Annotated in this window: 16 protein-coding genes and 2 pseudogenes; 2 read left to right on the top strand and 16 right to left on the bottom strand. The window is 43.1% G+C overall.

What is annotated here, in order from left to right:
• Window positions 1-3: 3 nt before the first annotated feature.
• From WBS51_RS07950 to WBS51_RS07920, 7 genes are all read right to left on the bottom strand, one after another.
• Window positions 4-1,290: an ABC transporter substrate-binding protein gene (locus WBS51_RS07950; RefSeq protein WP_294459833.1), complete on the bottom strand. Its 1,287-nt coding sequence runs from the start codon at window positions 1,288-1,290 to the stop codon at window positions 4-6.
• Window positions 1,291-1,407: 117 nt separating this feature from the next.
• Window positions 1,408-2,931, bottom strand: coding sequence for a response regulator transcription factor (locus tag WBS51_RS07945; protein WP_294459836.1), 1,524 nt, complete (start codon window positions 2,929-2,931; stop codon window positions 1,408-1,410).
• A gap of 4 nt (window positions 2,932-2,935) precedes the next feature.
• Window positions 2,936-4,756 carry a cache domain-containing sensor histidine kinase gene (locus WBS51_RS07940; protein WP_294459839.1) on the bottom strand — a complete coding sequence of 607 codons (1,821 nt, stop codon included), beginning with the start codon at window positions 4,754-4,756 and terminating at the stop codon, window positions 2,936-2,938.
• Complete coding sequence (locus WBS51_RS07935) at window positions 4,753-6,042, bottom strand: ABC transporter substrate-binding protein (RefSeq protein WP_342694063.1); 1,290 nt, start codon at window positions 6,040-6,042, stop codon at window positions 4,753-4,755. Before WBS51_RS07935 ends, WBS51_RS07940 begins: the two co-directional genes overlap by 4 nt.
• 31 nt (window positions 6,043-6,073) lie before the next feature.
• Window positions 6,074-7,771: an AAA family ATPase gene (locus WBS51_RS07930; protein ID WP_294459846.1), complete on the bottom strand. Its 1,698-nt coding sequence runs from the start codon at window positions 7,769-7,771 to the stop codon at window positions 6,074-6,076.
• Window positions 7,772-7,937: 166 nt separating this feature from the next.
• On the bottom strand, window positions 7,938-8,627 hold the full coding sequence (locus WBS51_RS07925) for a response regulator transcription factor (RefSeq protein WP_173749312.1): 690 nt from the start codon (window positions 8,625-8,627) through the stop codon (window positions 7,938-7,940).
• Window positions 8,620-10,116, bottom strand: coding sequence for a sensor histidine kinase (locus WBS51_RS07920; protein WP_173749313.1), 1,497 nt, complete (start codon window positions 10,114-10,116; stop codon window positions 8,620-8,622). Before WBS51_RS07920 ends, WBS51_RS07925 begins: the two co-directional genes overlap by 8 nt.
• Before the next feature lie 191 nt (window positions 10,117-10,307).
• On the opposite strand from WBS51_RS07920, the gene WBS51_RS07915 reads away from it, so the two are divergent.
• Complete coding sequence (locus WBS51_RS07915; protein WP_294459850.1) at window positions 10,308-11,690, top strand: ATP-binding protein; 1,383 nt, start codon at window positions 10,308-10,310, stop codon at window positions 11,688-11,690.
• A 123-nt stretch (window positions 11,691-11,813) separates the two neighbouring features.
• The gene (locus tag WBS51_RS07910; RefSeq protein ID WP_173749315.1) at window positions 11,814-12,047 is read left to right on the top strand and encodes a helix-turn-helix transcriptional regulator; all 234 of its coding nucleotides are present in this window, start codon (window positions 11,814-11,816) and stop codon (window positions 12,045-12,047) included.
• A 77-nt stretch (window positions 12,048-12,124) separates the two neighbouring features.
• Here WBS51_RS07910 and WBS51_RS07905 read toward each other — a convergent pair whose 3' ends face one another.
• The 9 genes and pseudogenes from WBS51_RS07905 to glmS all read right to left on the bottom strand — a co-directional run bounded on the left by WBS51_RS07905 (window position 12,125) and on the right by glmS (window position 20,325).
• Entirely contained in the window at window positions 12,125-13,087 is a 963-nt protein-coding gene (locus tag WBS51_RS07905) for a DnaJ C-terminal domain-containing protein (RefSeq protein ID WP_173749316.1), read from the bottom strand.
• Window positions 13,088-13,359: 272 nt separating this feature from the next.
• On the bottom strand, window positions 13,360-14,256 hold the full coding sequence (locus WBS51_RS07900) for a putative manganese transporter (protein ID WP_294459912.1): 897 nt from the start codon (window positions 14,254-14,256) through the stop codon (window positions 13,360-13,362).
• 225 nt (window positions 14,257-14,481) lie between these two features.
• The gene (gene rbr / locus WBS51_RS07895; protein ID WP_291682253.1) at window positions 14,482-15,018 is read right to left on the bottom strand and encodes a rubrerythrin; all 537 of its coding nucleotides are present in this window, start codon (window positions 15,016-15,018) and stop codon (window positions 14,482-14,484) included.
• 109 nt (window positions 15,019-15,127) lie between these two features.
• A complete protein-coding gene (locus WBS51_RS07890) occupies window positions 15,128-15,364 on the bottom strand; it encodes a hypothetical protein (protein WP_291682254.1) in 237 nt (78 codons plus the stop codon).
• A 25-nt stretch (window positions 15,365-15,389) separates the two neighbouring features.
• Window positions 15,390-15,914 (bottom strand): hypothetical protein, encoded by a 525-nt coding sequence (locus WBS51_RS07885; protein ID WP_291682256.1) that lies wholly within the window; start codon window positions 15,912-15,914, stop codon window positions 15,390-15,392.
• A gap of 12 nt (window positions 15,915-15,926) precedes the next feature.
• A pseudogene (locus WBS51_RS07880) lies at window positions 15,927-17,039 on the bottom strand (glycoside hydrolase family 172 protein).
• A 30-nt stretch (window positions 17,040-17,069) separates the two neighbouring features.
• A pseudogene (locus WBS51_RS07875) lies at window positions 17,070-17,306 on the bottom strand (carbohydrate ABC transporter permease); the annotation flags it as partial.
• Between the two features lie 19 nt (window positions 17,307-17,325).
• Window positions 17,326-18,342, bottom strand: coding sequence for a 3'-5' exonuclease (locus tag WBS51_RS07870; RefSeq protein WP_173749328.1), 1,017 nt, complete (start codon window positions 18,340-18,342; stop codon window positions 17,326-17,328).
• Window positions 18,343-18,486: 144 nt separating this feature from the next.
• A complete protein-coding gene (gene glmS / locus WBS51_RS07865) occupies window positions 18,487-20,325 on the bottom strand; it encodes a glutamine--fructose-6-phosphate transaminase (isomerizing) (RefSeq protein ID WP_173749329.1) in 1,839 nt (612 codons plus the stop codon).
• Window positions 20,326-20,328 lie beyond the last annotated feature (3 nt).

The raw sequence follows: 20,328 nt of genomic DNA, 5'->3' as shown, positions 1-20,328 counted from the left end.
CTCTTAGTTCACGTTCAATGTGTCATAATCTGTATCCAGCTTCTTTAAAGTAGCTGCAATATTTGCAGAATCGTCTTTGCCGTTTTCTTTTTCCAGGAAGAAATTGGACAGTGCTGCACTTAAATCAAAACCGCTTGGATAGTAATGGTCTGGGAAGTCTACTACATTACCGGCTTCAATGTCTGCCTTTACACCTGCAACGCTTGGATCATTCTGCTCTACACCTTTTACTGCGGAGAAAGCAAACTGTTCATCTGCATAAAGCTGTGCGTTTTCTTCCTGTACCATAAAGCTGATGAAGTCTTTTGCACTGTCTGTATCACCGCAATTTGTTGTAATACCCAGAAGCACATCCACGCCGGAGGTTACTTTGTTTTTCTCTACATCATCTGTAGCCGGAAATTTAAACTGGTCAATGTTGACATCTGGATTTGCTTTTTTGATTTCTGTAATCGCCCAGCTTCCGTTCATCATCATGGCAGCTTCACCTGCTGCAAATTTCTTGTTTCCGTCATCATAAGAAGTTCCCATATAGTCTTTCTGTGCGTGTTCTACCAGCTTCAGATAATTTTCCAGAACTGCTTCATGAGTACCTTCAAAAGTTGCTTTTCCTTCTCTCTTATCATTGTAGAAGTTTTCCGGCTGCATAACCGGCGCCATAGAGTTCCATGCCGGAAGAATGGTCCATGCGTCTTTAAAGGTCAGTTCAAAAGGTGTTACTCCTGCTGCCTCTAATTTTTCACAGACTTCCATTAATTCAGAAAATGTAGTTGGAATTTCAATACTGTTTTCTGCAAAAATATCTTTGTTGTAAATAATTCCGGAAGAGTTTGTTGCATAAGGAACACCGTAAGATTTTTCTTCCTGGTCTTTGTTCAAAGCATACAGCATATTGATGTAAGATTCGTTAATATTGTCCAAAAATGCTTCCCCGGATAAGTCTGTCAGAACTCCTGCAGACTGCAGCTCCGCGTAGTTGAAGTCACCGCCCATAGCCACCATATCGGGAAGGTCGTTCTTTGTCATGCGGGTTTTCAAAACCGTACCTGCGTCTGCCGGCTGTGTTAATTTTACAGTTACTTTATCCTGAGATTCATTGTACGCATCTACTAATTTCTGTAAAGTTTCTTTATTTTCTGTCTTTGTACCGAAAAGTTCCAGTTCTGTCTTTCCGTCTGAAGTCTTCTTTGTTTCTTTTCCCGTTTCTGCACTTCCGCCGCTGCAGCCAGCCAGCAGACTCATACCCATCATTGCAGCAAGTCCAAGTGCTGTTAATTGTTTCCCTTTCATAAAAAAATCCTCCTTATAATATTCCTTTGGGGTCTCTTGCCCTCTATCTGAAATTTATTATAAGGAGAATGGCTTTTTTTCGGTATAAATTATCTGATATGACGAATAAAAAATTTCTTACTGGTTTCTATATTGCTCCGGTGTCATAAGATAATGCTTTTTAAAGGTTTGTATAAAGTAGGACACATCATTATATCCCACACAAAGCGCCACGTCACTGATTTTCAGTCCGCTTTCTTTTAAAAGCTCTGCGGCTTTCTGCATCCGCAGTTCTATCAGATATTTGGAAAAGGTCTTCCCGGTCTCTGCCTTAAAGAGGCGGCTTAAATAACTGGGATTGACAAAATACTTGTGAGCCGCCAGTTCATTGACCGTAATGTCGTGCTGATAATTCCACTCCAGATATTTCAGCAAGTCTTCTATAATGGAAGATTTCTGTCCTTCCCCCTCCGACACATCAGAAAGCAGGTCAAAAATATAGCGCTGCAGTTCCTCCATAGAATGAAAGGCGTACAAATCTGTCTTAAAATTAAACAGCAGATAGGAACTCTTGTCCGTCTCTCCACTGTCCTGACCTCTTTGAATGGTATACACCTTGTTAATCACATTCATAATCTGAATCAACGAAGTGAAAAGGGAATAAATACTGATTTCCTCTCTGTTTTCACACTGCCGGAACAGCTTTCGCGCCATGTTTACTGCATCCTCTGTCCGGTTTTCTGTCAGACACCTCTCCAATTCCATCTCCTCTGCCTGGGAAAACAACTGTACCACGTTCACTTCCGCTTCGTAGCGGTATATCTGCTGCTCCGGCTGCAAAAGCCGCTGGTTTATGGCATATACTGCCTCCCGGTATGCGCCTGCACCCTCTTTTGCACTGGTTTCTGTTCTTTCATGGCACTGACTGACGCCCAGCTGCAATTCTGCCCCTGTTTTATTCCAACAGGAGACCAGTTTCTTTCTAAGAAGCGCCTCTGGCAATTCCTTTCTGTCGTCAGCTTTCAATATCAAAATAAATTCCTGTTTGGGATAAAAATAGGCTGCACTGCTTTTCTCTTCCCGGAAAATTCCCAAAATGCTTTGAATCTGCTCTTTGGACAACTGCTGATTTCTGCTCTGAACCGCCGCAAGATACCAGGCATCCTCCTCCATTTTCTGAAATAAGTCCCCCAGAATCTCTTTTGCCGCTGCCTCGTTTTCCAATATATGAGAAAAGTCCATGAACTCTCCCCTGCGAACCGCCAGTTGTTTCTCTATTTTCTGCCGCAGCTTCTTCTGCTCTTCTTCCACTCTCTGCACTGCTTTTTCCAGTTCTTCTTTTTTCACCGGTTTTGTCAGATAATCCTTCACTCCATAACGGATGGCCGTAGCTGCATAATCAAAATCTGCATATCCACTTTGGATAATCACGCTGGTTTCCGGGAATTTTTCCCGCACCTGTCTGGCCACTTCCAGTCCGTCCATATCCGGCATCCGAATATCTGTCACCACCAGGTCAGCCCCCTCTTCCCCCAGAAATTCCAGTACCTGCCTGCCGTTTTCCGCTTCCTTACAGAATTCTATCTCCCGGGTCAATTCCCCAATCCTTTTCACCAATGCCTTTCTGGCAAAAAATTCATCATCTGCAACAATTACCCGCATCTCTTTACCCTCTCTTTTCCTGTGAAACTTCGATTTCCTTCACCCGCAGATATACCCGGGTATATTTCCCCGGACAGCTTTCCAGCCAGATACCGCAGGAATCCCCATAATAATTTTTAATTCTGGCGTTTACATTGCGAAGTCCAATACCGGCTGCCGCCTCAAATCCCGCTTCCCCTGCAAGGGCTTCATTCATGGCCTGCACCTTCTCTTCTTCCATGCCCACGCCGTTATCCTCCACCATAAGGACAATGGTTTTGTCTGCTTCCCTGCAGCCTTGGATACGCAGAATGTCCTGCTTCTTTTTCCCGGTAAATCCGTATTTATAAGAATTTTCCACAATGGGCTGCAAAATGAACTTCAATATCTTACAGTCAAGCAATTCCTCCTCCACAGAGATTTCCACAGAAAAGCGCTCCGGAAAACGGATTTTCTGAATACACATATAGTTCTCTGTCTGGGTGATTTCTTCCCGTATAGAAACAATTTCCCTTCCGTCAATATTGTACCGGAACATATCGGACAATCCGGAGGCAATCTCCGGTATATAGTCCACATCCTGCAGTTGGGCTATGGAACTGATGGTATTTAACGCATTGTACAGAAAATGGGGATTTATCTGAAACTGCAGCATTTTCAACTCTGCCTGCTTCTGATTCAGCCTATAAATATAATCTTTAATAATATTATCATTAATTCGTTTCGCCATGGCATTATAACTCTGTATCATCTGCTGAATTTCCTCAGTTCCCTCTGATTTTTCCTGAGGAAACAGGGCAATCTCCTGTCCCTCTAAAGAAACGCCCGCCACACTTCCCATGAAATCGGACAATTCCTTTACCGGGCGGCTGACCCATTTGGCCAGGGCATAGCTGCCTGCCACAGTAATCAGTATCACCGCAGCCAGTACTACCAGCAGTACGGACATATTGCCCAGAATCTGCAGCGCCAGTCCCCACACCGGAAGATACTGTACCAGATACCACCCCGTATCTTCATGCTTTGTCACAGAAATCACAGACTCCTGCCCATGCAGCTTCAAAAGCCCCTGTTTTTTCTCCGTCTGCACCAAAGTTTTGCATTTTTGTATCAGTTCTTCTATGGTCTCTGTCTCAGAAGCGTCTCCCTTTTGCGAGTCAAACAAAACCTGTCCCTCTCCCAGAATCAGAAATTCAAAGCTTTGATTCATTTTCGCAGAGCGATACCACTGATTGGACAGCTTATCAAAATCCAAGTCCAAATATATAGTAGCTATGGGTTCCTCCTGTACAATATTCCACACAGGGCGGATAACAGACACTACTTTATGCTCTACCAGACTAATGGTTTCCTTGTGCACCGGACTGAAATAGCCCGGTATACCTTTTTCCCAGTGTACATCTTTGGTCAGACTGTCCATTCTCTCAATATAATCGTCTTCTATTTCCTCTACGCTCTTATAAAGTCTGCCGTCTTCTGTCACAATCACAGCACGCAGCACATCATGCCCCATATCCACCAGCAGCTTCAGATACTCTTCCAGATTTTCTTCTGCAGCTTTCTGACTTTCCGGGTCAATATCACTGTCATCACTGCACAGAAGATTGCGGATTTTATCATCTGAAAAATGCAGGTACAGAAAAGAATCTGTATTGTCCAGAACACTGTCCAGGTTCATAGCAAGCTGCTGATTGTATTCCTCCATGTGCTCAATTTCCGTCTGCATTTCTCTCCGGTAGCTTCGGATAAAGAATACCAGAAAAGCCAGAAGAGAAACCGCAAACAACGCTCCGAATCCATACATCATTTTCTGTTGAAAAGACTTCTTTCCCCCTCTTCCCCTCATTTTCTTCTCTCCTTTGCTTCCAGATACACATCCTTATACTTTTGCAGACTTTTCGTATATTCATCCAAATATGCATCTATCTCTTCTTCACCTGCGTCCGGCATTAGTTCCAGAATATCCTTATCCCGGATAACGCTGGTCTGCAAAGGCAGCCAGGACGCGTCCATAACCGCTTTGCCCTCCCGCAAAAGCTCATGTACTCTGGGAGCATACTCCGCCCGGTCTCTGCTTCCTTCCATACTGCCAAGAGAACATTCTGCATCCAGATAAGTCTGCAGATTCTCCGGTTGCATTAAAAATTCCACAAACTGCTCTGCTTCCTCCGGATACTTACAGTCTTTGGAAATTCCCACGCTGCTGTCTATCCACATCGTCACAAGCTGCTCACTGCCTTTATCCACAGGAAAAGGGATAAGTTCCAGGTCCATTTGTGGATTTCTCTCCATAATGCTCTCATAGGCCCAGCTTCCCTGCATAAACATAAAGCCTTCTCCCGCTGCAAACTTTGTCATGGCTTCATCGTAATTCAGATTGCTGCATTCCTCTGTCGTATACGCATGCAGTTCTATGAGTTTTTCCAGGGACCCCCGGCTGACCGGATCCTCTGTAAAGGAAGTCTGACCTGTGGCCACTTCGGTCCAGAAATTTTCAAAATTCCCTCTGGACGCGCCTTCTATACTTTCCCAGTTCTGGTGCACGATCCAGCTTTCCTTGTCTGCAAAGAGAAAAGGAACCTTGCCCCGCTTCTGTATTTCCCGGGACACCTGACACAATTCTTCATAAGTTTTTGGAATTGCAAGCCCTTCTGCCTGAAACAAGTCTTTATTGACATAAACCCCCTCAAAGCTCATAGCCAACGGCATCTGGTAAATATGGGAATCGTAACGAAGATACGGCAGATATTCCTCCTTAATCCGCTCTGCACAGTTCATGTCATCCAGAGGCCGAAGACAATTTCCCATAACATATTCAAAAGTTTCCACACTCTGCAGCCCGCCCAGTTCTACAATATCCGGAAAATCTCCTTCCACAGCAGAAATCCGCAGAGCCGTGTCTGCATTGGTATTCATATTCTGATAGACTTCTATCTCATCTTGAGATGTATTGAATTTTTCAATAATTTCCTCTAAAACCTCATAAACCTCCCGCTTCCGGTTGTAAAATTCCAGACGGACTTTTTCCTTTTTCTCCTCCGGCTGCTGCTTTTGGCAGGCAGGGAGCAAAAAGAGAGCAGAGGCGAAGAAGATACCTCCAAGTATATAGATGTATTTTCGTTTCATGTTCATACTCCGTGTTTCTTACTTTGCAACATCTTATTCAACTTCCTATTAAAACCTTCTTTCCGTGAAAAGCAAAACCATATTTTCTGATTCTGCTTTCGCTGATTCCTTTTGCAGTCAGGGATACGTCATATTTCTTAGACCGAATCTGAGCTAATGCCGCCTTTACCGTATCAGATAAAGATTTTTCATCATCCGTATCCTGCACTTTAAATTCCAAGATGATTGCGTCATCTGTCTTATTCTTTGGTTCTAAAATCACATCATATCTGCCAAATCCGCTCTCGCGGTTTGAGGTAATAGTATAGCGATTCTCAAGTTCAACCATTAATCCCAACACAAATCCATGATAAAACCGCTCTGGTTCTGATTCTCCTGACGGTTTATTCCCACTGTCAAAAAAGCTGAATGTTGCCAGGGCTGTCCGGTTCATATAAGCATTCATAGCTTTTAAATCATCCCGCAAAAGAGCTTTAATAAATGCATTGTAATTTGACGCAGAGGAAGCAAACCACCCACGCACCATGTCACGAAACATAACCATAACCTCAAAATTTGTTATTGACAGTTCATAGGTTTGCTTCCAGTCCCCATATGGCATTTCCTGCTCCTTACTGCCTGCAATCTTGAGATAACCGCTAGCCAGAAAAAGGCTCCAGATTGCATTTTCGTCTAAATCAAGCTGATGATACACAATTTGTTCATCCATCTGCGTTGTAATACTTTCTCCGGCCAACAGGCATTCAAAGGATTCTTTTATCTGGCAGGAACCTTCACGAATCACTTTTCCTATCAGGCTATTGCTGCTTGTATTCGCCCAGTAGGGTCCCACCTTTTGTTTGTCCAGATAATGAATCACAGACCACGGATTATAAATATCTGTCTTATTTCCAAATGTAAAACCATCGTACCAGCGTTTTACCTCACGGAATTTATCAGAAAGTCCATACTCTTTTAATGCCTCCAGAACCTCTGTTTCTGTAAACCCAAATACTTCTGCATACTTGGAAGAAGTGGCCGTCACTACTTCCATATTATTCAAATCCGAAAAAATGGATTCTTTGCTGACACGCGTTATTCCGGTCATAAGTGCACGTTCCAGATAGGGATTGCTTTTAAAGGTTGCATTAAAAAAGCTCCTTGTGAAGGCTGTCAATTTCTCCCAATATCCATACATATAGGCTTCCTGCATTGGAGTATCATATTCATCTAATAGAATAATAACTTTTTTTCCATAAAACTGATAAAGATAATCCGATAATCTCCTCAGGGAAATAGAAATTTCATGTTCTTCCATGTCAGAGGATATCCTTTGGAAATAATCTTTTTCTTTCTGATTTAATAAATCTCCTTCACAGAGAAACGAATATTGATTATACAAATCAACAATCACTTCACAAATCAGTTTTTTTGTCTGCTCAAAAGTGACTTCCTTTACATCTGCAAAGCTCAAAAAAAGAACCGGAAACGTTCCCTGCAGTTCCCGATAGGCTTCTTCTTTCCATATCTTCAGATTCTGAAACAATGCAGCGTTTTTTCCGCGGGTCACAGAAAAAAAGTTTTCCACCATACTCATAGTCAATGTTTTCCCGAAACGCCGGGGACGGGTAATCAAAGTAACCAGATCTCTTTTTTCCCACCATTCTTTTATAAACAGGGTTTTATCTATATAGAACAGATTATTACTGATAATATCTTCAAATTCCTGATATCCTATGGCTACTCTTCTTAACATCGTACCTGCCTCCTTTCGTTGTCGGAAATCGAATTTCTTTCTATCTGTATTGCTCTTTCCTCATTATATCTGTTATGGTAGGAAAGAACAACCGGTTTTTCGTTACAGAAAAATATAAAACTGCCGCTTCATAAGCCTTCACTCTTACAAAGCAGCAGTCCTTATCTCACACCTTAAACCGATACCCCACCCCCCAGATGGTCTCGATATACTGTGGTTTCGCCGTATTAAATTCAATCTTCTCGCGAATCTTCTTAATATGCACCGTCACCGTTGCGATATCTCCGATAGATTCCATATCCCAGATTTCCTTAAACAGCTCATCTTTGGTAAATACCCTGTTTGGATTCTGGGCCAAAAACGCCAGCAAATCAAACTCTTTGGTCGTAAAATTTTTTTCCTCCCCGTTTATCCACACTCTTCTGGCAGTCTTGTCAATCTTCAATCCACGGATTTCAATAATATCATTTTCCTGCACCCCGGTGCCAATCAATCTTTCGTATCTGGCCAGATGAGCCTTTACCCTTGCTACCAGTTCGCTGGGGCTGAAAGGTTTTGTCATGTAGTCGTCCGCTCCAAGACCCAGACCCCGGATTTTATCAATGTCATCCTTCTTTGCAGACACCATGATAACCGGCGTATTTTTCTGATTTCGGATTTCCCGGCAGATTTCAAAGCCGTCTACCTGCGGCAGCATCAAATCCAGAATAAACAAATCATAGTCCTCTTCCAGAGCTCTTTTCAGTCCTACGTCTCCCCGGTTTTCAATTTCCACCTCAAATCCGCTCAGTTCCAGATAATCCTTCTCTAAATCTGCAATCGCCTCTTCATCTTCAATAATCAAAATCTTACTCATTGACTGGTACCTCCTGATATTTTCTAAGAACAAAATACATCACTGTTCCGATATTTTCCTTGCTTGTCGCCCAGACCTTTCCGCCATGGTCCTCCATAATCTTCTTTACAATGGAAAGCCCGATTCCGCTTCCGCCCTTGGAAGAATTTCGTGAAGAATCTGTACGGTAAAAACGGTCAAAAATATTAGGCAAATCTTTGGCCGCAATGCCCTTTCCGTTATCCTCGATTTCCACCTGAATGAAATCTCCCACGTCCTTTACCCGCAGGTTAATCCGCCTCTGCCTGCCTGCATCTGTATATTTCAGAGAATTGCTCACAATGTTATTGACAACCCGTTTAATCTGCTCTGCATCTGCAATGACCAGCACTTCCGGCTCCACATAGTTGGAATAAGAAAATTCCACATTCTTGGAACTCAGTTCCATTTTCAAATCTTCTGCGCAGTCATCAAAAAAGTCTGTAACCGAAATTTTATTAAAGGTATACGGAATTTTATTGGTATCCATTTTGGAATAAAAGGTCAGTTCATTAATCAGCCTGTCCATCTCATTGGCTTTGTTGTAAACCGTTTTAATATAACGCTCCATTTTCTCCGGGGTGTTGGCCACGCCGTCCATAATTCCCTCTACATAGCCCTTGACCGCTGTGATAGGCGTTTTTAAATCATGGGAAATATTGCTGATAAGCTCTTTACTCTCCCGGTCAAACTCTATTTTTTCCTCGGCATTTTCCTTGAGCCGCTGGCGCATATCTTCGAAATCCTGGCACAATTCTGCGATTTCACTTACACCTTCTGTAGATACGGAAAAATCCAGATTTCCCTCCTTAATCTTTCTGGTGGCAGTGCGGAGTTTGTCCAAAGGCGAAATCACACCGCGGTAAATCCACCAGGTCAGTCCCAGCGCTGTAACTGCCAGAATAATAATCACCGTTACCAGCATATTGCGAAATAATTCTTCTGTCTGCGGAAGCGTCTCTAAAATGTTGGAAACAATAAATACATTTCCTTCCTGTACCTCTTCTGTATGAAAATCCACTCTTTTTACAAGGGCCTGTACCTTACCGCCCAGATACATACCGTCGCTGGCACTGGTGGTAAATTCCTGTACCTTTGCCAGCTTCTTTACAAGCTCTGAAGGGTAATCCTCGCACCCATAATAAATAATTCTGTCATCCTCGCATACCAGAAGATACGAATACATACTCTGCAGCTCTTTGTTCAGTTCAGTCAGATATTGAATATTTTCAAATTTTTCCGGTTCTGTATCCGCCACCTTCTGAATTACCTGTGCCTGTTCATTTGTCAGATTATTTACAAGCTCTGCTGTATTCGATAAACTCTGGTAAGTGGGATTTTCAATGCCATACTGTTTTTCAATTACTTTAAACTGATACTGAGAAAATGCCCAGAAGGCCAGCCCTGTAAAAAGAAGGGGTTCCAGCACAATGATAAAGAAAGAAATGATGATTCTTGTTTTTAATTTCATGACTATTGCCTCTCCGCCAAAGTTATTCTAAATCCTACTTATGTATATTATAGCATAGTTTTTTCTCTTTTCCTCTAAAGAATATAGAATCAAATCTAAACTTTCTATAAAAAACCTGCCAAAATCTTTTGACTTTCTGCAAAACTCACTCTAAAATAATAAAAAATGGTAATACAAACGAAGGAGAAATCATGTTTATAGATAAAGGCCAACTACTTTCCAGTTTAACACAATTATATGATACCCAGATTACTCAGGCGGTTTCCCTCTATTCCCATCCCGGAATGGGCAAAAGCCGACTGCTGCAGGAGTTTTCACAGGAGAGAACCGTGCTGTATTTTAAAGCCCCTGCCCTTCCTTTTGAGGAGATTTTTTCTCTTTTCAAACAGCTTTGCATCCGCAGACTGGGTACTTCTTATGAAAACACAAAAAAATTTGGAGATATTTTCAAACTGCTTTCCAAAGACTCTGTCCGTGAACCTGTGGTTCTGATTCTGGATGACTTCGTCAACTGGACTGCCGCAAACCGGCGTTTTCCTACTATGCTGAGTTCGCTGATACAACGGGCGGATCCAAAATCCCGGCTTTTTGTACTTTTGTGCAAGCCGGCCTCCTTATATGAAAAAGAAAGCCCCAGAGAATCTGCCTCTTTCCTCCTTGAGCCTTTTTCATTCTTTGAAATGCGCAGACAATATCCTCAGATGAAGTTTGAAGAACAGATTCTGCTTTACAGCATTACAGGCGGCGTTCCGGCTTATCTGCAGTATTTTCCTGCTGACTGCTGTGTGCGGGAAAAACTCCGGGAATTGTTTTTCACTGCAGACGGGATTTTTTACCGGCTTGTGGAAGCCCGCACCAGAGAATATTATTCCGCCTCCTCTGTTATGCGCGCCATCCTTTCAGCTATAGGCACGGAAACCAAAAAGCTGCAGGAAATCTGTGACTATACGAATCTGACCCCCAGTGCAGCCGGAAGTCTGCTTTCCTCTCTGGCTTCCCGCAATCTGGTCAGCCGCATTGTTCCGGTCACAGAAAATCAAGGCAGCCGCCGGGCCCTCTATCTGATTAGCGACGGCATTTTCCGCTTCTGGTATACCTGTGTACTGCCGTATCTTTCCGAAATCGAAGTGGGCGAAGGCGCACAGGTATTTGAAAAGCAAATCGTTCCTCTTTTGGAAGATTACACTATCCGGGTGTTTCCGGATATCTGCTGTGATTTTCTGGAACTGGAAGAAAAGGCCGGACGCACACCATTTCCTATGCAGCGCATTGGCCGCTGGTGGGGACAGCATCCCACCAAGAAGAGAACAGAATACATTTCCATTGCCGCCTATTCCAGAGACAACATTATGCTGGGCGCCTGCTTCTGGACAGAAGACTGGCTGGACGTTGACGCGCTTTATGACTTGCAGAAGCATGCCAGTCTTTTCCCTGATGAAGAACAGTGGTATTATCTGTTCTCCAAATCCGACTTTGTCAGTGGATTTGAAACCATATCCGGAAACCATGTGCATGTATTCAGTCTGGAAAAGATGTGCCGTATGGCCGATGAGTATCTCTCTTCCACAATTTAACAGTGCATATTTCAAATTGGATTTCATTTTTGCAATATTATAATTATTATTTGCATATTTTTAGTTTGTTTTTGTGTATCCCTGTCAATGCTATACTTTACAGAAGACAAGGAGAACACAAATATGAACGAAAAGAGAATCCGGCAGTTCCGGGAACTCGGACTGACTATTTCTTATTATCGAAAATTAAAAGGGCTGACTCAGGCTGACCTTGCCCAGAATGTAGGGCTGAGCAGAACGCATATCAGCAACATCGAAGCGCCTCAGGTGAAAACTTCTATTTCTCTGGAAAGTTTATTTGACATTGCAGATGCCTTAGATGTTCCGGTAAAAGACTTATTTGATTTCAGAAATTAATCACAGATGACGAATAGGCTGTCGCACGCGACAGCCTATTCTTTCTTCTGCAGTGTCTGGTACAACGAGTGCGAAACTCATGCGGCGCTGCCGGAACCGCTTCCTTTTCCTTTACATGCCTGTTCAAATTCTTTCAGTTTTTGCCTTGCTTCCCGGCTGATATTTCTGGGCACCTGGATTTCCACAGTGGTATACTGATCACCATGGACGGATGAATCCTTCATAGATACGATTCCTTTCCCCCGCAGACGGATTTTTGTTCCTGACTGTGTGCCCTCCCGGATTTTGCAAAGCACATTTCCATAAATGGTACTGACCGGAACTTCACCGCCCAGAACAGCAGTGGTAAAAGGCACTTTTACAGTCGTGTACACATCCATACCCTTCCGTTCAAACCCCGGCTTATCCTGTACCTGAACCTTCAAAAGCAAATCTCCCGGCTGCCCGCCTCGGGTACCCGGATAGCCTTTTCCTTTCAGACGAACGTATTTGCCTGATGCAATGCCTGCCGGTATCCGCACCTGCAGATTCTGAGGCTGTCCTGAATGTTCGTCCTGCAGACGGAATATCTTTTTACAGCCAAATGCCGCCTCATCAAAAGTAATCGTCACATCTGCATGCAAATCAGCGCCCCGGCGGCTAAATCCACCTCGTCCAAATCCGTCCGTAAACGGTCCGCCAAAAGATGCGTCTCCATGGAACTCGTTTCCGAAAATATCCTGGAAAATATCCCCCATATCCTCTCCTGTAAAATGGTATTCCCGATAACCGCCCTGCCGGGTATTTTGTCCCTCTGCTCCCGGATTGCTGCCGTCAAAGGCTGCATAGCCGAACTGGTCATACAGCCTCTTCTTCTCTTCGTCACTTAAAATTCCGTAGGCTTCTGTCACTTCTTTAAACCGCTCTTCCGCCTGTGCATTTCCTGCATTGGTATCGGGATGATATTTTTTTGCCAGCTTTCTGTATGCTTTTTTTATTTCATTTGCCGTAGCGTTTTTGCTCAATCCAAGAATCTCATAACAATCTCTCTTTGTCTTCAATTTTACCACCTTCTAACTTTTCCCCTGCTTGTTGCCTTTACAATCTATAAAAACATAAGACATGCCCTGAGAACCTTACGTCCTTTGAAAGTCATTCTTATGGAATTTTTGTTCTATTTGTAATATAACATCCATTTTTACAATTGTCAACCACCTGGCAATTTATTTTTTCTCCGCAGTCCAAAACAGGAAAAAGCCGCTCTGCAAATCCCTGTCAAAAAAACTTTCAACAGTTTTCTGCAAAACGGCTCTTTCCACCTTTTTATTTCCTTTTATAATACAATACCTGCAAATTCAAATAAGATTCCCCACAACACGCTGACACCATATAAAATCCCTATAATACCCAGATTCTCTTTGGCGCCTTTATTGGTCCTGCAGAGTACCAGAATACCGACTCCCGCTCCTGCCAGAAGTCCTGCCATCATCTGCCCCGCTCCCAGAATACCACTCAGATACATCTGCGTAATAATGACAGACGCCGCGCAGTTTGGAATCATGCCAATCAGTGCAGCCAGAAAAACACCCAGCACCGGCTGATTGACAATGAAACTGCCGATTCGCTCCTGTCCTACCGCTTCCACCAAAAAACCAATGGCCGCAGACACCAGGAAAATAAAAACGGTTATCTGCAGTGTGTGTATCAATGCAGATTTTAAAATACTTCCTTCTTCACAGTGGCAATGCTCATGTTCACACAGTTCATGAATGCCTTTTTCGTGATGTTCGTGATGTTTATGGTGATGTTCTCTGTATTGGGCCCGTTTTCTGCTGCCAACTCTCCAGAGAAAATCAATGGCAAAACCGGAAACGGCTCCAATAACCACTTTTAGCCCCAGAATCTTAAAAATTGTCCCCGCTGCCACGGATTCCGAAATGAAAATAGGCAGCATTTCATCTGAAGTTGAAAGAAAAATGGCCAGAAGCGTTCCTACAGAGATGACCCCTCCTGCGTAGAAACCGGAAGCTGCCGCCGAAAAACCACACTGTGGAAATGCGCCCAGCACACCTCCGATAAGCGGTCCGAATCTGCCGGCTTTCTGCACCATCTGCTGCGTTGCTGCTTTTGTCCTGTGTTCCAGGTATTCCATAATAAAATACGTAAGAAACAGGAAGGGAATGAGTTTTACTGTGTCCAGAACTGCGTCCAGACAAACGTCGATAATGATTGACATGCTTGCTCCTTTTATCTCAAAGGGACTGTTTCTCTCCCAGCCCCGCCCTCTTGCTACAGGGTTTGAATTTACCACAAATTTGAAAAAAAAGCAAGAACCATCGTTGTTTTCCTTTATCGGTACTTTTCACCTAAAAGAGAGCATCGCATCTTTCATAAAGGCAGTATATATAATATCCTGGTACACGTTTCATGCTGCAGCGCTTTTTTCATTTCATTTTTAATAATTTTCTGTCTTTCTCTCAAAATATGCCTGCGGGTGTACACATGCAGGACATACTTCCGGTGCTTCATCTCCCATGTGAATATATCCGCAGTTATTGCATTTCCATCCCAACGGCGCTTCTCCCTTAAATGTTTCTCCCTTTTTCAGAGAATCCAACAACTTGAGATACCGTTTCTCGTGGGCAGCTTCGATTTCAGCAACTAATTCAAATTTTTCCGCAAGTTCAGCGAAGCCTTCTTCTCTGGCTTCTTCTGCCATACGTTTGTACATGCTTGTCCATTCTTCATGTTCACCTTCGGCAGCATCTTTCAGATTCTCTTCCGGATTATGAATTCCGTGAAATTCCTTAAACCACATTTTTGCATGTTCTTTTTCCTGGTTTGCAGTCTCTTCAAAGAGATTTGCCATCTGCACAAATCCTGCTTTTCTGGCAGCTGAGGCATAATATGTATATTTATTGCGTGCCTGTGACTCACCTGCAAAAGCTTCCATAAGATTCTTTTCTGTTTTTGTTCCTGCGTACTTTGACATACAAGACCTCCCTTTATTCATTATACTCACAAGTGTAACGAACCTCAAAGAAGATGTTAATAGAATTGCCCTTGTAAAAACGGGCGTGCCGAGTAAAAGGCGGGCGGCTTTAGAAAAAGCCATCGGTAATTTGCTGGGCCTTTTTGCAAAAATCTTCCTGAGATATTTCATCCGTAATATACTTTTGAAAAAGATTTCCCATAGCTGTAATATCCTCCATCGTATTGGCTGACAAAGGTCTTTCCTTTAATTCTACGTTTTCCACATAGTCTCTCAGCCCCTCAAATCCAGGAACATCTAATTCTTCTTCGCAAATAATATCTATTCTGGCGGGCAGTCTGCTCATACATTCTGAGTATGCAATACTACCTTCACGGCTGGCTGCATACTGCAAAAATTTTACCGCATTGTCCTGTCTTTTTGAAGAACGGTTCAGAACATACTGCCAGGCAGCAATATTCGTGGCCTGCCTTGTAAACTGAGGCAGCGGTACAACCTGAATCTGCTCTTTTCCATATGCTCCTGCTCTTTGAAAGGTGTCCATGGCTCCGCTGTACATAAAGATACTGCTTATGTTTGAATTCACTTACCATTTCGTCATTTACTGTAAAAATATCCACAGAAGCCTCTCCTGCTGCCAAAATAGTGGAAATTTTTGCATGGCGGTTATCTGCATTCTCTGGGCAGGAAAGTACCTCTATTTCCATCTGTAGTTCTTTTTCTGCCCGCTGGATAAATTTCTGAAATTCCGGATTTTCTGCATCAATATGCATAATCGTCAAATCAGCCTCCCTCGATTCTTTCAGAGCTTTCTCTTTTTCCTGTTCCTCTGCCATACAACCCGTAATACCCAAAATACAAACCCCAATTACAAAACCCAACACCCGTCTTTTCAAAAACCTCTCTCCTTATCTGGGCCACCGGTCCTCCTTTTCCATCAGGGGAGCAAAACCCTTATGAGGCTCCGCCTGATACCAGTATGCCACGCTTGCCACATCATCCTGACGCTCAAAAAGTCCTCTGTACCCCACACCAATCTGCTGAATGGTTACCTTCAAATTTTCTTCAAAACAAATAGGATCCTGAATATGCCAACGTTAAAATCCCCGCATAGGCATACAGTCATCATTGTGATAATCGTTGTGAATCACCTCATCATGAGAAGAATAATAGGGATATCCCATATAAGGCGTACAATAGTTCTGCTCCACGGTTTTGCCGTCCACCTGTTTTGCAAAACTCCAGGAACCACCAAAGTAATCCTCTGTTCCTGTTCCGCATATCGTAGGGTATTCCTCATCCCCATCAATATAAAACTTCATTTCTCCTTCGCCCCACCAGTAGCGTTCTAATGTTGTCAAGGCCATATAAGTTCCCACATAATGACCTTTTCCTCTCACATTATCCAAAATCACATAATCTTTTTGAAGCTCCGTAATTTTTTGTCTTCTCCACTGTGCATGAAAATAAGCAATATCTTCTGGTAAAGGGTCATCCCAAAGGCAGTAATCTATCTGGTAGAAAAATGCCGGTATCGGATTCACATGCTGATTTTCCAATGTAATTCTTGCTTTCTTTTTAAACGGCATTTGAAAATAACTGTTCAGTCCCCTGCTTGGAACTGCCGCAATAGGAAGTGAATTTACAATACACTCCCTGCCAAAGCCACAGCAGAAAAAATCTCCCAGAGGGCTTTCCACAGAGGGTTCCTCTTCATCATCCCAATACATACGCAGCACTAAATCCCTTAAAACAAAGCAGTCCGCTTCTGTAGTTTTATTAGTCACAGTAATCCATATATGATTGATGGTTCCCGGCCCTTCGATTTCTGCCAATGTCACAGTCTCGCCGCTTGGTATATCCCGCAGGCACGGGCTTCCTTTCCTTGATGGTCCCAGGGGGCTCGCCGCCATTCCCCCTTTGCCTTTTTCTCCTGTAGGATTCTCTGCATTAATGGCACGGCTTTTTCTGTGCTTCGCCAATGCCAGAGTTCCCAGGCTTCCTCCTAAATCATAGTTCATCTTATTCTCCTCCTGTCTGCTTTTCCTGCTCTAAGCCTTTACACCGCCTGCCATAATTCCATCCATAATCTGTTTCTCAAAAATTGCCACAAAAATAATAATTGGAAGCAATATAATCCACCCCATAGCACTGACCAGCTCCCACGGCACTCCATACATATTATCTCTCAGAGGAAGCTGTACAATAGCAACAGATAACACCTGAATATCATTAGAGTAATATAACGGCGTAAAGAAATTGTTCAGGCAGGTAATAAAATTAATAAGAAGTTCTTCCCCCTAAAGTCTATGCTCTCTTTTTCCTTTTCTTTCCCGTCTTTTTTACAGGTGTTCCTGCTTCCTCACCCTGCGCCTTTTCACTGTGTCTCTTGAGCCGTCTCTTCTTCCGCAGCTCTTCCTTTTTCTGCCGAATCAAATCCGCCTCTTCTTCCTCTATCTGTTTCAGAGTCCTGACCACATAATATTTCCCCTCATCTGTCTTTTTTATCCTGGCCTTTCCTTTAAAGTACCCATGCTCCGGACAATAAGCCAGGCAGAGATGGGATTTGGGATTCAGGGAAAACCAGCGTATTTTCTTTCTGGCTGTCTGACCACAGAGAAAGCACTTTGTTTTCGTTACTTCCCGGTCCTCCATCGCTTCTTCTTTTGAATAAAACTCTCTGGAAATATACTTAGAATAATTTTCAAAAACCCGATAAATTTCTTCGCCTCTGGCTTTGGGGTTCTGATAGCAGTCAATAGAATAATGTTCCTGTACAAAAGCTTCGGGAATCTTCTGCAGGATTTCGGCAGTGTAATAGGCATCATTCAGTGCTCTGTGAAATTCCCCCTCTTTTCCCATACACAGGAAATCTATGGCATATTCCAGAGACCTGGAAGTTTTTTCTCCTTCGTAAAACAATCCAAACAATTTCTGCACATCATAATAGAAAACAGGTCCTTTTAAAAGATTTATCATTCGGTAATACTTCAGATTGCGCTGCAATTCAACCAAATCCGAACATCCCCATGTACAAAATTTCACGTCAGATCCGCACCATTTCATAAACTGCTTTGCCGCTTTGGCAAAAGGCATACCCTTTTCCAGTGTTGCTACATCAATATCCAAAATCTCTTTTGTGCGAAAATGCAGCTTTCGATAAACACAGGGTTTTACAATCTGCTGAAAAGAATCTACAATTTCCCGCTTTTCATTCAGTTTCACCGCACCTATCTCGATAATTTCAAAAGGCAGTTTCTTATTCTCTCTTCCCTTTCCATAAGGACATTGATTCCACTCTAAGTCCAAAACAATATAATTCATACCAGCACCTTTCTTTCGGAATCATCATTTGTGCAGAATCATTCTAGCAAAATATCCTATACAAGTCAATGCGGCTCCATTGAGAAAAGATGCCGGACACAGCGCTTACAGCCCTTTTCTGTCCGACATCTTTTGCATTTTCCCTTATTCTACTGTCACACTTTTTGCCAGATTTCTGGGCTTATCCACATCCAGTCCCTTGGCCACTGAGATATAATACGCCAAAAGCTGCAGAGGAATCACCGCCAGACTGGTGGTAAAAGTGTCTTTTGTTTTAGGCACATACACGGTAAAATCCGCAATATCTTCCATTGTATAATTTCCGTAAGAAGTCAATCCCAATACTGACGCTCCACGACTGCGCACCTCTACCAGATTGCTGATTTCCTTTTCAAATAATGCAGGCTGTGTAGCTGCTCCAATGACCAGAACGCCTTCTTCAATAAGCGAAATCGTACCGTGTTTCAATTCTCCTGCTGCATAAGCCTCAGAATGGATATAGGAAATTTCCTTCAGTTTCAAAGAACCCTCCAGAGAAATGGCATAGTCCAATCCTCTTCCGATGAAAAATACATCTCTTGCATGGGAATATTTATTTGCCAGCCACTGAATTCTTTCCTTTTCATCCAGAATCCGCTGAATTTTCTCGGGAAGTTTTCCCAATTCCTGAATATACTCTTTATATTCTTTGTCCTTAATCGTGCCTCTCACTTTTCCGAAAAGCAGACCAATCAGATATACCGCTGCCAACTGTGTGCTGTAGGCTTTCGTTGTTGCCACGGAAATCTCCGGCCCTGCCCAGGTATAGAACACACTGTCCGCTTCTCTGGCAATAGAACTTCCCACTACATTTACAATTCCCAGTACCTTATAACCTTTTTTCTTAGATTCTCTTAAAGCCGCCAGAGAATCTGCCGTCTCACCGGACTGGCTCACCACAATGACCAGAGTGTTTTCTGTCAGAAGCGGATTTCTATACCGGAATTCAGACGCCAAGTCCACATCTACCGGAATCTGAGCCAATTCCTCCAGCACATACTTCGCGCATACACACACATGATAAGCAGAACCGCAGGCCACCATCTGAATACGGCTCACATTCTTAATATCCTCATCTGTCATTTCCAGTTCATCAATCACAATTTTCCCATTTTTAATTCTGGGGCTGATGGTATCTGCCACTGCTTTTGGCTGTTCGTAGATTTCCTTCAGCATAAAGTGTTCAAACCCTTCTTTTTCAGCCGCTTTCGCGTCCCACTCTACAGTTTTGAATTCTTTCTGCAGTTCTTCCTGGTCTACATCATAAAAACGAATGCTGTCTGCTGTAATTTCTGCAATTTCTCTGTCATCAATATAACATACCGTCTTTGTATACTTCAAAATTGCAGGAACATCCGACGCAATAAAATTTCCCTGGGCAGATTTTCCGATAATCAGAGGACTGTCTTTTCTCACTGCATACATCACACCCGGATTTTCCTGAAACAGAATTCCCAGGGCATAAGAACCTCTCACCCTTCCCAGCACTTTTGTGATGGCTTCCAGGGGATTTCCTTTGTAATAGTAATCCAGCAGATGTGCAATGACTTCTGTATCTGTCTCAGATAGAAATTCATATCCCTTTTTCTGCAAATATTCTTTGATTTCCTTGTAATTTTCAATAATGCCATTGTGTACCACTGCAATTTTTCTGTCTTTTGATACATGAGGGTGTGCATTCACCACAGAGGGTTCTCCATGAGTTGCCCACCGGGTATGGCCGATTCCGCAGCAGCCCTTTACTGCTCTTCCATTATCCGTCATTTCACGAAGAGCCTGCAAACGGCCTTTCGCTTTGATAACTTCGATTTCTTTGTTCTCCTGACTGTCATCCAGCACTGCAATACCGGCAGAGTCATAGCCCCTGTATTCCAGTTTTGAAAGTCCGTCTATTAAAATAGACGCTGCATTTTCCTTTCCCACATATCCAACGATTCCACACATATT

The sequence above is a fragment of the Blautia acetica genome (assembly GCF_038739805.1).
In the GTDB taxonomy this organism is placed as follows: domain Bacteria; phylum Bacillota; class Clostridia; order Lachnospirales; family Lachnospiraceae; genus Blautia.
This window is presented reverse-complemented; position numbering and strand designations above follow the sequence as displayed.

What these genes read in the sequence shown, in the direction of transcription:
- WBS51_RS07930 (WP_294459846.1), bottom strand. Translation starts at nt 7,771, where the DNA reads ATGTTAAGAAGAGTAGCCATAGGATATCAGGAATTTGAAGATATTATC.
- WBS51_RS07915 (WP_294459850.1), top strand. Translation starts at nt 10,308, where the DNA reads ATGTTTATAGATAAAGGCCAACTACTTTCCAGTTTAACACAATTATAT.
- WBS51_RS07910 (WP_173749315.1), top strand. Translation starts at nt 11,814, where the DNA reads ATGAACGAAAAGAGAATCCGGCAGTTCCGGGAACTCGGACTGACTATT.
- glmS (WP_173749329.1), bottom strand. Translation starts at nt 20,325, where the DNA reads ATGTGTGGAATCGTTGGATATGTGGGAAAGGAAAATGCAGCGTCTATT.
- WBS51_RS07890 (WP_291682254.1), bottom strand. Translation starts at nt 15,364, where the DNA reads ATGAGCAGACTGCCCGCCAGAATAGATATTATTTGCGAAGAAGAATTA.
- WBS51_RS07935 (WP_342694063.1), bottom strand. Translation starts at nt 6,042, where the DNA reads ATGAACATGAAACGAAAATACATCTATATACTTGGAGGTATCTTCTTC.
- rbr (WP_291682253.1), bottom strand. Translation starts at nt 15,018, where the DNA reads ATGTCAAAGTACGCAGGAACAAAAACAGAAAAGAATCTTATGGAAGCT.
- WBS51_RS07950 (WP_294459833.1), bottom strand. Translation starts at nt 1,290, where the DNA reads ATGAAAGGGAAACAATTAACAGCACTTGGACTTGCTGCAATGATGGGT.
- WBS51_RS07940 (WP_294459839.1), bottom strand. Translation starts at nt 4,756, where the DNA reads ATGAGGGGAAGAGGGGGAAAGAAGTCTTTTCAACAGAAAATGATGTAT.
- WBS51_RS07925 (WP_173749312.1), bottom strand. Translation starts at nt 8,627, where the DNA reads ATGAGTAAGATTTTGATTATTGAAGATGAAGAGGCGATTGCAGATTTA.
- WBS51_RS07945 (WP_294459836.1), bottom strand. Translation starts at nt 2,931, where the DNA reads ATGCGGGTAATTGTTGCAGATGATGAATTTTTTGCCAGAAAGGCATTG.
- WBS51_RS07920 (WP_173749313.1), bottom strand. Translation starts at nt 10,116, where the DNA reads ATGAAATTAAAAACAAGAATCATCATTTCTTTCTTTATCATTGTGCTG.
- WBS51_RS07870 (WP_173749328.1), bottom strand. Translation starts at nt 18,342, where the DNA reads ATGAATTATATTGTTTTGGACTTAGAGTGGAATCAATGTCCTTATGGA.